Consider the following 12,298-nt stretch of genomic DNA (forward strand, 5'->3'; position numbering starts at 1 on the left):
ATGAGATCAAGCGGTTCCCCAGTATTGTCCTCACTGCCACGCATCGCGGCCCTGCTGATGGCCGCGGCCATGGCATCCCTGACGTCTTTCGCCCACGCCCAGGGCGCCACCGCCTGGAGCTTCGACCAGGTCTTGCAGCAGGCGCTGCAAAGCCATCCCGCCGTGCAGGGCAGGCGCTCGGCGCAGGCAGCCGCGCGCGCCGACCTCGATGGCGCGCAATGGCAGCGCTTTCCCAGCCTGTCGGCGGAAGTCCCCACCGGTTCGCAGGAAACGGGCGGCGTGGTGCGCATCGAGCAACCGCTGTGGAGCGGCGGGCGCATCGACGCCGGCATCGATGCCGCCAGCAGCCGGGTCGACGCGGCCGGCGCGGCCATCGAGGAAGAACGCCTGACCCTGTCCCTGCGCGTGATCGCCGCCTACACCGAGGCGTTGCGCCAGACGGCGCGCGTGCGTTCGGCCGAGGCGGGCCTGGCCGAGCACCAGCGCCTGCTGGACATGATCAAGCGCCGCGTGGTGCAGTCGGTCAGCTCGCAGACGGACCAGCGCCTGGCCGAGTCGCGCGCCTACCAGGCGGCCAACGACGTGTCGAATGCGCGCCAGGCGCTGGAAAACGCGCTGGCGCAGCTGTCGCAGCTGGCGGGCAAGCCCGTACGCCTCGTCAGCACCACCGGCATCGGCGTGGGCGAACCGCTGCCCGACGCCAGCCTGGAGCGGGTCATGCGCCAGGCCATCGACTATTCCCCCACCCTGCACCGCCTTGATTTCGAGGCACAGGCCGCCGATTCCGAAATCACCATGCAGCGCTCGGCCTACATGCCGAAAGTCGTGCTGCGCATGGAAAAGCCGACGGGCGGCATCAATGCCGACAACCGCACGCGCGCCATGCTGGTGCTGCAGGCGCAGCCGGGCGCCGGCCTGTCGGCCAAGGCGGGCGTGGATGCCGCCGTGGCCCGCCGCGAAGGCGCGCGCGCCGCGCACGACGTGGCCGAACGCGAGGTGCGCGAGCGTTTCACGCTGGACTGGAACGAGGCCGAGGCGAGCCGCCAGCGCCTGGGCAACGCGGGCGAGGCCAGCACCACCTCGACGCAGGTATTCGAATCGTATGCGCGCCAGTACGTGATCGGCCGCAAGAGCTGGAACGACGTGCTCAACGCCGTGCGCGAAGCGACCCAGGCGCAATTTTCGCTGGAAGACACGCGCGCGCAGGCGATCGCCGCCAGCCTGCGCCTGGCCGCGCAAACGGGCACCCTGGCCGGGCGCACGGCGCCGGCCGCGTCGGTGCGCGCCGATTGACCGCCACAGAACACGAACAGGAGACAGCGTGGATACCTCCATCAAACATGGCTTGCTGACACTCATCGAGCGCGCCGCCCGCCTGACGGGACAGCACGTGCCCGCCGCCCGCCTGGCCGACCTGCAGCGCCAGCTCGATGACGTCGACGACAACGGCGCCCCCGGCACGGTGTTGACCGCCATCTGGCAGGCGGCCGGGCTGGAAGGTGCGGCGCGCCCGCTGCACGAGCCGACGCCGGGCGAGCTGCCGTTCGCCGTCTACAGCGCCAGCACGGGCTGGGGCTTGCTGCAGTCGCGCGGTGCCGACGGCGCCTGGCGTGGCGAAGGCATCGACGGGCGCGCCCTGCAACTGGCCTCGCTGGCCGGCCTGGCTTGCGTGGGGCTGCCGCGCCGCAGCGAAAAAAGCGGCGCCCGGCCCGGCGCCCTGGCCCTGGTGCGCAACGCCCTGTGGCTGAAGAAAAGCGTGTTTGTCGACGCCGTGCTGGCCACGGCGCTGGTGACCCTGCTGACCATGGCCACCTCGCTGTTTTCCATGCAGGTGTACGACCGCGTGATCCCGAACCAGAGCTTCAGCACCCTGTGGGTACTGGTGGTGGGCGTGGCCCTGTCGATCGGCCTGGAATTCATCCTCAAGCAGGTGCGCAGCCGCATCGTCGACCACTCGTGCAATGACGTCGACCATGAACTGTCCGAGTGGTTTTTCCAGCGCATGCTGGGCATCCGCATGGAGGCGCGCCCCGCTTCCGTCGGCACCCTGGCGGCGCAGGTGAAAGGCTTTGAGATGGTGCGCGGCGTGCTCACGTCGACATCGCTGTTCGTGCTGACGGACGTGCCCTTCGCCGTGATTTTTCTCGCCATGATCACCATCATCGGCGGCTGGCTGGTGGTGGTGCCGCTGGTGGCCCTGCCGCTGGCCCTCGCGTGCGGGCTGATGTTCCAGCGCGCCATCGAAAGCCATACGCGCAAGAACCTCAACGCCAGCAACCGCAAGGCCGGCTTGCTGGTGGAAGCCGTCGACGGCGTCGAAACGCTCAAGGGCAGCAGCGCCGAATGGATGATGCAGGCGCGCTGGGCCGAACTGGTGGCCGAGAGCAGCCACGCCGAGCAGAATATCCGCGACTATGCGGCCCTGTCGCAGAACATCACGGCCGCCTTCCAGCAGCTGACCAATGTGGCGCTGATCTCCATGGGCGCCTGGTTCGTGGCCGAAAACCAGATGACCATGGGCGCCCTGATGGCCTGCACCATCATCAGCAACCGCGCCCTGATGCCCATCGTGCAGCTGCCCGCCGTGATGGTGCAATGGGCGCATGCGCGCGCTTCGATCGACGGCCTGGAACAGGTCATCAGCCTGCCCAACGAAGCCGACAATGCGCAGTTCGCGCTGACGCCGCGCAGCCTCGACACGGGCTTGCGCTTCGAACGCATCCGCTTTACGTATGGCGGCGCGCAAAAGGTGGCGCTGGAAGTGGAAAACCTCGCCATCCGCCCCGGTGAACGCGTCGGCCTGGTGGGCGCCATCGGCTCGGGCAAGAGCACCCTGCTGAAACTGGCCTCGGGCCTGTACCTGCCGGCCGAGGGGAAAGCCTACCTGGGCGACGTCGACATGGCCCTGCTGGCGCCGGCCGTGGTGCGCGAAATGGTCGGCTACCTGCCGCAGGAAACGCGGCTGTTCAGCGGCACCCTGCGCGACAACCTGTTATTGGGACTGGCCGACCCGGGCGAGGAAGCCATCCTGGCCGCCGCCAAACGCACGGGCCTGATCGAGCTGATACTGGGCCAGCCACGGGGACTGGCACTCGGCATCACCGAGGGCGGACGGGGCGTGTCGGGCGGCCAGCGCCAGTTGATCGCCGTCACGCGCCTGCTGCTGGCCAAGCCGCGCATCTGGCTGCTCGACGAGCCGACGGGCGCCATGGATGCGAAGACGGAAGCGCGCATCGTCGGGCTATTGGGCGAACTGGCGGCCGAAGGCGTGACCATGGTCGCCACCACGCACAAGAACGCCCTCCTGCCCCTGCTCGACCGCCTGGTGGTGCTGCAGGCGGGACGGGTGCTGCTGGACGGCCCGCGCGATGCCGTACTGGCCAAGCTGTCGGGCAAACCGCAAGCCGTTCCCGCTTCCGCGCCCGCGCCGGTGGTCCAGGCAGCGGCAGCGCAAGGAGCCGTCGCATGAAACTGGCCAAGGTCGAAACGAGGGAAGAAGCGAAACGGGGCCGGGTGCTGATCTGGAGCTGCACGGCGGCGCTGGCGGGCGTCATCGCCTGGGCTTCGTGGGCGGAGCTGGACCAGGTCACGCGCGCCAACGGCCAGGTGATCGCCAGCTCGCGCAACCAGATCATCCAGGTGGCCGATGGCGGCGTGCTGGCCGAGTTGCGCGTGCATGAAGGCAGCGTCGTGAAAAAGGGCGAATTGCTGGCCCGTTTCGACCGCACGCGGGCCGAGACGAGCTACCTGGAAAGCACGGCCAAGGCGGCCGGGCTGAAGGCGGCCGTGGCGCGCCTGCAGGCGGAAGTCTTTGGCGGCGCGCCGAAGTTCCCGCCCGAACTGCAGGCGTTTCCGGAATTTCGCGCCAACCAGCTGGCCCTGTTCAGCAAGCGCCAGGGCGCCGTGCAGGCGGAAGTGAGTTCGCTGGAAAGCGCCATGAAACTGATCAAGGAAGAGCTGGAAATGAATCTGCCGCTGCTGGAAACGGGTGACGTCAGCCGCGCAGAAGTGCTGAAACTGCGGCGGCAAGTGGTCGACATCCAGGCGCAGATCACCAACCGCCGCAACAAATACCTGCAGGATAGCCAGACGGACCTGGTGAAAGCCCAGGAAGACCTGGCCGGCGTGCTGCAAACGGTGACCCAGCGCAAGGAGCAGCTGGGTTCGACGGACATTTACGCGCCCACCGACGGCATCGTGCGCAACGTGCGCCTCACTACTCTGGGCGGCGTAGCCAAGCCGGGCGAGGAAATCCTGCAGATCGTGCCCACGGACGATGACCTGATCATCGAAGCGAAGGTCAAACCGGCCGACATCGCATTCATCAAGCCCGGCCTGCCCACGGCCGTGAAACTGGACGCCTATGACTACGGCATCTACGGCCGCCTGCGCGGCACCGTCAGCTACATCAGCGCGGACACTTTAAGCGAAGACAACAAGGGCAACGAGCAGCCGTACTACCGCGTGCAGATCAAGACCAGCGGGCGCAACCTGATAGGCAAGAATGGCGAGCCTATCCTGATCCAGCCCGGCATGACAGCCACCGTGGAAATCAACACGGGCCGCAAGACGGTCTTGCGCTACCTGACGAAACCGATCACCAAGACGTTCTCGGAGTCGATGGGAGAGCGGTGACGCAGCGGGCTGCGTCACTGGCCGGCTTCAAATGGCCGGTTTCAATCGACCGATGACGCTGGCCACCTTGGCCGTGATCATGTCGACCGCGGGGCCATTGGCGCCGTGCGGCAAGATGACGTCGGCATTGCGCTTGGTCGGTTCGATGAATTGCTTGTGCATCGGGCGCACGGTTTCCAGGTATTGCTCGATGACGCTTTCCACCGAACGGCCACGTTCCGTGATATCGCGTTGCATGCGGCGGATGAAGCGCACGTCGGAGGCCGTGTCGACAAAGATCTTCAGCGACATCATGTTGCGCAAGTCTTCGTCATACAGGGCAAACAGGCCTTCGATGACGATCACCGGCGCCGGCTTGACCAAGATGGTCCTGTCGGAGCGGTTGTGCAGCGTGAAGTCGTACTCGGGCATCTCGATCGATTCGCCATTGCGCAAGGCCTGGATGTGCTGCACCAGCAATGGCCACTCGAACGCCTGCGGATGGTCGTAATTCTGCTGCCGGCGCACTTCAGGGGAGAGGTGGGTCTGGTCGCAGTAGTAATCGTCCTGCATTACGACCGAGACCATGTCGGCGCCGAACGACGCCAGCACTTGTTGGGATACGGTGGACTTGCCACTGCCGCTTCCGCCAGCGACACCAATAACAAACGGTTGGAAGGAAATAGTATTCATGCCGAATGATACCGGAAACATGAGCGGTCCGACAGGGAGCGGCTGCAACGCCGGGCCTGTCACGCGCCATGCATCAGTCGCGCATACAGCTCGGCCACCCGCTCTGCCGTGATGCCGTCGCGCTGTTCCACGGCCAGCGGGTGATCCGTCGGTTCCAGCTCGATGGCCGGGCGCACGCCATCGTCGCGCAGGTGCACGCGGGTTTTCAGGTTCAGGGTGTCCGGATACACGGGCAGTTGCGTGCTGAGCCAGCCGAAGAAGGGGCCGATGTGCGCCCGTTTGGCGTCGTTGAAGCAGGCGTCCCAGGCGTCGAAGCTGTCGCCGCTCAGCGACACCCACACGCCCCAGCTGAACGGCTCGTCCGCGCCGTGCACGGGGATGTCGATGGTGGCGCGCACGAAACAGTGCGCTTCGTCGACGATGCAGGCGTCGCTGTCGAGCTGGCAGCGTGCTTCGCGTTCGGCGGGCGCCATCTGCTCGTACAGCCACGGCGCATCGGCGCCAAAGCTGGGCATGCCCGTGTGGGTCTCGCCGCAGGAGCGGCACAGGAAGGAAAAAGTCATGTGGTAAGGACGCTTATTCGAATTGTTTGCGGTGTTGCATGCAAAAAGTTACTTGGGGAAACCGTGCGCTTGGCATTCGAGCAAGATGATATTCTAAACAAGCCCAAGATGCACAGACGGGACGCATCGCGCCACGGGCATTGCATGCCTGGACTCTTTCAGTATCGATCGACTATTTACCTGGAATGAACAATGAACGAAGAAAAATTTTGGCAGCTGATAGAGCAAATCGACCGTGAGGCCCTGCAAGACGGCGACGCCGATGCCGCGGTGGAACCATTGACCGAAGCCCTCGCCGAGTTGCCGGTCAAGGACATCAAGGGCTTCGAAGAGTGCCTGGCGCAGGCACTGTACCGGCTCGATGGCAAGGTGTTTTCTGACCATGCCGGGGACTCGGGGAAGTCGGATGACAGTTTCCTGTATGCGCGCTGTTTCGTCGTCGGCTCGGGCAAGGCCACGTACGACAGCGTTCTGGCCGACCCCACACTGATGCCCGATCAAACGGACGCGTGGCTGGAGGAGCTGTTGAGCGTCGCTCCCGAGGCCTGGTCCGAGAAGACAGGGCGTGACACCGATGAATGGGATTTTACCGCCAGCGTCGCCTATGAAACCGGAAGCAATTCCGCCGCCTGGCCTGGCTAAGGCGGCAATGGACGCCATCGCCGCAAGCAGGGCGCATATCCAGCTGGCCGAAACCGATGCCGGGCAATGGGAGGCGCACATGGCGGCAGCTGAAGCCGTGTTGCGCAGCGCCTTGCAAGCGGCCCGGCAAGACACGGCCCTGATCACCTGCCTGGGCGCCGTGCTATGCGACCAGGGCAAGTACAGGGACGCCGTCAACGTACTGGAAACAGCGCTCAAGCTGGGCTCGACGGACAGCCATACCCATTACAACCTGGGGGTGGCCCTGGCGGGACTGGCAAAGCCGCGCAAGGCCATGGCGCAATTTGGCAAGGCGCAGGGTCTTGCCGCTTCAAGCCTGACCTGGACCGCCTATTTCGACCCGCAGGCCCAATAGGCGCGTACCCTGAAAACTATTCGAACTGCTTGCGGAACGCCTCGAACTGCGCCGCCAGGCCATCGAAATCGCTGCGCAATTGCAGCACTTCCTGTTCCAGCAGGGCCACCCTGCTGCCCTGCTGCGGCGCGCTGACGGCGCCAGCAAAACCGGCCGCCGTCTCGATCTGCGCCAGCGCCTCTTCGCCGCCCAGCAGATGGCCGTAGCGCGGTTCCTTAGCGCCGGGCGCGACGGCCAGCTTGGCCACCAGCGGCGGGTATTTGTCGATCAAGAATTGCAGGCCGGCTTCCACTTCCGCCACGGACTTGAATTCATGCACCCTGCCGCTGCGGCTGCGGATCTCGCCCGCCGTCTGCAAGCCGCGCAGCATCAATATCGTCAGGATGGCCAGCTTGTCCTGTTCCAGCGACCACTTGATGCGCATGCGGTGTTCGTACTTGGCGACACGCGCACCCGCCTGCGTGATGCCGTTGACGAATTTGCGCTGCATCAAACGCTGCAACACGTCGTAGACGGTTTCTTCGGACAGGGCCATGACGGGGTCGCGGCTCGATAGCTGGTTGCAGCCGTTCGTCAGCGCGTTGAGCGACAGCGGATAGCTGTCCGGCGTCAGCGCTTCCTTTTCGGCCAGCACGGCCAGCACGCGGATCTCGAAGGGGTCGAGCAGATTCGGATTGTCGCTGCTTTTCTCTGCTGCGTTTGCGTCTGTAGTCATGCCTGTATCCTTAATCAACCAGCTTGTTCATTTGCTCGGAATCAAATTTATCACACTCGGGCACGCCCTGGCAGCAGATGCCCGCCGCCTTCAGGGTGGCGAGGATGGTCTCGATGCGCTGTTCCTGCGCCACGGCGTGCGTGATCAAGCCTTGCAGGGCTTTCGACAGAGGATCGTCGCCGTTGGGCGTGACGCCATACGCGGCGAACAAATGGGCCGTGCTGCCCTCGCGCAGGGCGCTGACATCCTTTTGCACGATGTGCGCGGGGTTGCCGACGGCCGTGGCGCCGGACGGCACGGGTTTCAGCAGCACGGCGTTCGAGCCCACCTTGGCGTACTCGCCCACCGTGAAGCTGCCCAGCACCTGCGCGCCGGCGCCGACGATGACGCCCCGTTCCAGGGTCGGATGGCGTTTGCTGCCGCTGTGCAGCGAGGTGCCGCCCAAAGTCACTCCCTGGTAGATGGTGCAGTCGTCGCCGACGACGGCCGTCTCGCCGATCACCACGCCGAAACCATGGTCGATGAAGACGCGCCGGCCGATGACCGCGCCCGGATGGATCTCGATGCCCGTGATGATGCGCGCGATATACGAAATGAAGCGCCCTACCCACTTCAGGTGCCGCGTCCAGCACCAGTGCGCCCAGCCGTGCATGACGATGGCGTGCAAGCCCGGATAACAGGTCAGCACCTCCCAGCCATTGCGGGCGGCGGGGTCACGTTCAATGATGCTGTTGATATCTTCGCGCAGGTGGTGGAACATAATGACAATGAATAAGGTGGAACGCAAATGGTAGCGTATTCGGCGGCGTGCTGCCGGGGAGGCAGATAAACAACCGCCGCCTCAAGGGCGGCGGCATATAAAGAAGCGCTACAAAACGTTCAGGGCAAGGCGCATTGCCGAAGACAGTACGCAAGTACGGCGAGGCAATGCAACGCCGCCCTGGACGTTTTTTAGCCTTCTTTCGCGATCCGCTGGCGGCGGGCTTCGTACAGACAGACGCCGGAAGCGACCGACACGTTCAAGCTCTCGACGGAGCCGAACATCGGAATGCTGACGAGGATATCGCAGGTGTCGCGCGTCAAACGGCGCATGCCTTCGCCTTCGGAACCCATGACGAGGGCCGTCGGGCCCGTGAAATCGGCTTCGTACAAGCCTTTTTCGCCGTCGTCCGACGTACCGATCAGCCAGATGCCGCGTTCCTTGAGTTCACGCATGGTACGCGCCAGATTCGTCACGGTGATGTACGGAACGGTTTCGGCGGCGCCGCTGGCGACCTTGGCGGCCGTGGCGTTGAGGCCCACGGCGCGGTCCTTCGGCACGATGACGGCATGTGCGCCAACGCCGTCGGCCACGCGCAGGCAGGCGCCCAGGTTGTGCGGGTCGGTGATGCCGTCGAGAATCAACAGCAGCGGCGGGCCGTCGATGGCGTCCAGCAACTCATCAAGATTGCGCGCCAGCGACAGTTGCGAGGCAAACGCGATCACGCCCTGGTGGCGGCGCGTGCCGACGATCTTGTCCAGACGCGACGAGTCGACAGGCATGACGCGCACGTTGGCAGCCTTGGCGGCGGCGATCATGTCCTTCATGCGGCCGTCGACGCGGCTGGCATCGACAAAAATTTCTTCCACGGACGACGCTTCATGACGCAGACGCGAGGTGACGGCGTGGAAGCCGAAAATCATTTTATTCTTCATTATTTATCGTTTCTTCTTGCTTGTTTTTGATACAGATACAGTTTTTGCTGCTCGTGGTGCCGCCGCAGCGGGTGCCGCGGCTGGTTTCTTGCTGCGTTTCGGCGCGGCGGCCTTGGGCGCTGCCGCCTTCGGGGCTGCCTTGGCTGCAGGCTTGGCTTGCGCCTTGGCGCCGTTGGCACGGCCGCCGGAACCATTGCCGGGTTTGCCACCGTTGTTGACGCTGGTTTTGATCTCATGGCGCTGCTCGGTCGCCGGACCGGGCTTGACCATCGATTTCTTTTCGCCCTTGCGCTTGCCGCTGCCGTTCGGCTTGGCTGGCGCTTCTTCGCCCGCCAGTTCCGCATCGGTGACCAGGCGCAGGTCGATCTTGCGCGTTTCCAGGTCGACACGCGCCACTTGCACCGTCAGACGGTCGGTCAATTGATAACGCTTGCCCGTGCGTTCGCCGCGCAATTCATGGCGCGCGTCGTCGTACTGGAAGTAATCGGTGCCCAGCTCGGTGACGTGCACCAGGCCTTCGACAAACAGGGTATCGAGCTGCACGAAGACGCCAAACGTCGTCACGCCCGTGATGGTGCCGGTGAACTCTTCGCCCAGCTTGTCCTGCATGAAGTAGCACTTCAGCCAGGCTTCCACGTCGCGCGACGCTTCGTCGGCGCGACGCTCGTTGGCCGAGCAATGCACGCCCAGCGCGTCCCAGATCGTCAAATCCGTCTTCTTCGGCTTGCCGTCGGCCTTGTCCTTCGCCTGCTGCTTGCGCGTGGCGTTCGACACGTTCGTGTTCAGCACGGTCTTTTCGGACAGCTTCGGCTCGTATTTCTTGCCTTGCAGAATGGCCTTGATGGCGCGGTGCGTCAGCAGATCGGGATAGCGGCGGATCGGGCTGGTGAAGTGGGCATACGCCTCGTAGGCCAGGCCGAAGTGGCCGATATTGTCCGGGCTGTAGACGGCTTGCTGCATCGAGCGCAGCAGCATCGTTTGCAGCAGGGCCGCGTCGGGACGCGCCTTGATCTGCTGCATCAGGGTCTGGTAATCGGAGGCCGATGGCGTGTCGCCGCCCGTCAGGTTCAGGCCCACCTGCTTGAGGAAGGTGCGCACTTGCGTGAGCTTTTCCTTGGTCGGGCTGGCATGGATGCGGTACGTGCCGGGATGCTTGTTGCGCAGCAACAAATCAGCCGCGCAGACGTTGGCCGCCAGCATGCATTCTTCGATGATCTTGTGCGCTTCGTTGCGCGTGCGGGGGATGATCTTTTCGATCTTGCCCGCGCTATTGCAGACGATATACGTTTCCGTCGTCTCGAAATCGATGGCGCCCCGCTCCGTGCGTGCTTTCAGCAAGGCGCGGTAGACGGCTTCCAGGTTTTGCAGGTGCGGCAGGATGTCCGCGCGGCGTGCCGCTTCGGGTCCCTTGGTGTTGCCCAGCACGGCAGCGACTTCGTCGTAGGTCAGGCGCGCGGCCGAATGGATGACGGCCGGATAGAACTGGTACGCCTTCAGCTCGCCCTTGTCGCTGACGACGGCGTCGCACACGAGGGTCAAACGGTCGACGGCCGGGTTCAGCGAGCACAGGCCATTCGACAGCTTTTCCGGCAGCATCGGGATGACGCGGCGCGGGAAGTAGACGGACGTGCTGCGTTCCAACGCGTCGATATCGAGCGCGTCGTTCGGTTTCACGTAATGGCTGACGTCGGCAATCGCCACGATCAGGCGGAAGCAGTTGGCGCGGCCGATCTTGACGGGTTCGCAATACACGGCATCGTCGAAATCGCGCGCATCCTCGCCATCGATGGTTACCAAAGGCACGTCGCGCAGGTCGACGCGGTCTTTCAGGTCAGCGGCGCGCACTTCGAATGGCAGCTTTTCAGCTTGTTTGAGGGCGGCGGCGGAAAAGACGTGCGGCACGTTGAATTTGCGCACGGCAATCTCGATTTCCATGCCGGGATCGTCGAGCGCACCGAGCACTTCGACGATCTTGCCGACCGGCTGCTTGAAGCGCATCGGTTGCTCGGTCAGCTCGACGCTGACGATCTGGCCGGCCTTCGCCTTGCCCACCGAACCGGTGACCAAAATGTCCTGGCCGATGCGCTGGTCTTCCGGCGCCACGACCCAGGTGCCGTTTTCCTGGATCAGGCGGCCGATGACGTGGGTATTGGCGCGGTAGGTGACTTCGACGATCGTGCCTTCCGGACGGCCGCGGCGGTCCGTGCCGACGATGCGGGCCATGACCTTGTCGCCATGCAGTACTTTCTGCATTTCTTTCTCAGGCAGGAACAGGTCGGCGCTGGCGTCGTCGGGAATGACAAAGCCGAAACCGTCGCGGTGGCTGGTGACGCGACCGGCGACAAGCGCGCTCTGGTCGGCCAGGCTGAAAACACCGCTGGCGTCAGACTTGAGCTGGCCGTCGCGCTCCATCGCCTTCAGGCGACGGACCAGGACATCCATGGAATCGGCATGCACTTGCAGCGTTTTCCCGAGAGACTGCGGGTCGAGAGGCGCGCTGACGCTGCGGAATATGCCGAGAATGTCCTCCCGGCTGGGGATGGTGTGGGTATTTTGGCTCAAAAGTATTTCTATAGTTGTTATTGACAGTGATCAAACGGAAGACAAAGACCGATGACATCACCGTCAATATTGACACGGTGATGTCCGGTAGTGTACCGGAGGACGCCTTGGTTTGCCTAACGGACAGCGTAGCGGAAACCGAACAAGTGCCCCGCCGATGAAAAAAAGGAGAAAAGCTGCGCAATGCATTTGACTTCGGCAAATATTGCTCTATAATCTCGGTCTCTTGCAGCGACAAACCTTCACGGGGATGCAGTTGCAGGAAAGCGGTACAGGGTTGATGTGCAGTATGGAGCGAAAGCTCATCTGGCACAAAACTCTTCAAGTCGCTATAATAGCAGAATTGTTGTGAAGTTATTTTTCAACAAGTACTCGAGCAGTAAAAGTAATAAGTCACAGCAGCATCAGTGCCCACGTGGCGGAATTGGTAGACGCGCA

At 63.9% G+C, this 12,298-nt stretch carries 11 protein-coding genes; 5 read left to right on the plus strand and 6 right to left on the minus strand.

The window, feature by feature from the left end; genetic code table 11:
• Positions 1 to 24 precede the first annotated feature (24 nt).
• Genes NCG91_RS27120 through NCG91_RS27130 form a run of 3 tightly spaced genes read left to right on the plus strand, consistent with a single transcriptional unit; the run spans position 25 to position 4,635 of the window.
• Positions 25 to 1,293, plus strand: a complete 1,269-nt coding sequence (locus NCG91_RS27120) for a TolC family protein (protein WP_251351933.1) — start codon at positions 25 to 27, stop codon at positions 1,291 to 1,293.
• A 28-nt stretch (positions 1,294 to 1,321) separates the two neighbouring features.
• The gene (locus NCG91_RS27125) at positions 1,322 to 3,469 is read left to right on the plus strand and encodes an ATP-binding cassette domain-containing protein (RefSeq protein WP_251351934.1); all 2,148 of its coding nucleotides are present in this window, start codon (positions 1,322 to 1,324) and stop codon (positions 3,467 to 3,469) included.
• A complete protein-coding gene (locus tag NCG91_RS27130; protein ID WP_251351935.1) occupies positions 3,466 to 4,635 on the plus strand; it encodes an HlyD family type I secretion periplasmic adaptor subunit in 1,170 nt (389 codons plus the stop codon). The genes NCG91_RS27125 and NCG91_RS27130 overlap by 4 nt, the downstream gene beginning before the upstream one ends.
• A 27-nt stretch (positions 4,636 to 4,662) precedes the next feature.
• On the opposite strand, the gene udk is transcribed toward NCG91_RS27130, so the two are convergent.
• Both udk and NCG91_RS27140 read right to left on the minus strand, forming a co-directional pair.
• Positions 4,663 to 5,307: a uridine kinase gene (gene udk / locus NCG91_RS27135; RefSeq protein ID WP_251351936.1), complete on the minus strand. Its 645-nt coding sequence runs from the start codon at positions 5,305 to 5,307 to the stop codon at positions 4,663 to 4,665.
• A 59-nt stretch (positions 5,308 to 5,366) separates the two neighbouring features.
• Positions 5,367 to 5,870, minus strand: a complete 504-nt coding sequence (locus NCG91_RS27140; protein WP_251351937.1) for a DUF2199 domain-containing protein — start codon at positions 5,868 to 5,870, stop codon at positions 5,367 to 5,369.
• A gap of 192 nt (positions 5,871 to 6,062) precedes the next feature.
• Between NCG91_RS27140 and NCG91_RS27145 the strand changes: the two genes are divergently transcribed.
• Together NCG91_RS27145 and NCG91_RS27150 are read left to right on the plus strand one after the other, a co-directional pair.
• Entirely contained in the window at positions 6,063 to 6,512 is a 450-nt protein-coding gene (locus tag NCG91_RS27145; protein ID WP_251351938.1) for a DUF4240 domain-containing protein, read from the plus strand.
• 7 nt (positions 6,513 to 6,519) lie between these two features.
• Positions 6,520 to 6,888 carry a tetratricopeptide repeat protein gene (locus NCG91_RS27150; RefSeq protein ID WP_251351939.1) on the plus strand — a complete coding sequence of 123 codons (369 nt, stop codon included), beginning with the start codon at positions 6,520 to 6,522 and terminating at the stop codon, positions 6,886 to 6,888.
• Positions 6,889 to 6,904: 16 nt separating this feature from the next.
• On the opposite strand, the gene NCG91_RS27155 is transcribed toward NCG91_RS27150, so the two are convergent.
• The 4 genes from NCG91_RS27155 to rnr all read right to left on the minus strand — a co-directional run bounded on the left by NCG91_RS27155 (position 6,905) and on the right by rnr (position 11,860).
• The gene (locus NCG91_RS27155) at positions 6,905 to 7,603 is read right to left on the minus strand and encodes a YceH family protein (RefSeq protein WP_251351940.1); all 699 of its coding nucleotides are present in this window, start codon (positions 7,601 to 7,603) and stop codon (positions 6,905 to 6,907) included.
• 10 nt (positions 7,604 to 7,613) lie between these two features.
• A complete protein-coding gene (cysE, locus tag NCG91_RS27160; protein ID WP_099387234.1) occupies positions 7,614 to 8,363 on the minus strand; it encodes a serine O-acetyltransferase in 750 nt (249 codons plus the stop codon).
• A gap of 191 nt (positions 8,364 to 8,554) precedes the next feature.
• The gene (rlmB, locus tag NCG91_RS27165; RefSeq protein ID WP_034784003.1) at positions 8,555 to 9,298 is read right to left on the minus strand and encodes a 23S rRNA (guanosine(2251)-2'-O)-methyltransferase RlmB; all 744 of its coding nucleotides are present in this window, start codon (positions 9,296 to 9,298) and stop codon (positions 8,555 to 8,557) included.
• A 3-nt stretch (positions 9,299 to 9,301) separates the two neighbouring features.
• Positions 9,302 to 11,860 carry a ribonuclease R gene (gene rnr, locus NCG91_RS27170; RefSeq protein WP_099664694.1) on the minus strand — a complete coding sequence of 853 codons (2,559 nt, stop codon included), beginning with the start codon at positions 11,858 to 11,860 and terminating at the stop codon, positions 9,302 to 9,304.
• Positions 11,861 to 12,298 lie beyond the last annotated feature (438 nt).

This window comes from Janthinobacterium kumbetense (genome assembly GCF_023703445.1).
Lineage (GTDB): Bacteria > Pseudomonadota > Gammaproteobacteria > Burkholderiales > Burkholderiaceae_D > Janthinobacterium > Janthinobacterium kumbetense.